General features: G+C 40.8%; 1 pseudogene. It reads left to right on the plus strand.

What is annotated here, in order from left to right:
- Positions 1-316: pseudogene (locus IQR33_RS18725) on the plus strand (type VI secretion system protein TssA); the annotation flags it as partial.

A 316-nucleotide genomic window follows, 5' to 3' on the forward strand; every position in this document is an offset into this window, starting at 1 on the left:
GATAGTGAAGGAACACTTATTTTTCCAATTGCTTGTATACCATTGACTGACTTAGGCGTGGAGCAAGCTTATGCCTATTGGGAATATCAGCAAGCTATAGAGCTTGAGCGCTTAGACGAAGATAAGCGCCGAAATCGAGTCGAGCTTGGGGCTGTTGAGCTATCTGAAATTATAACTACGGTTAAGTCGACTTCTGATACGTTTTATCAAGAATTAATCACGGATTTGGAGTTCGCTACAGAATCATTTAATGAATTCAGTCAGCGATTAGACGAAGCGGTCGGTGATGTGACTCCTAGCTCTTATATATCAAAAA

Origin of the sequence: Vibrio sp. OPT46, assembly GCF_015163535.1 — a bacterium.
Lineage (GTDB): Bacteria > Pseudomonadota > Gammaproteobacteria > Enterobacterales > Vibrionaceae > Vibrio > Vibrio alginolyticus.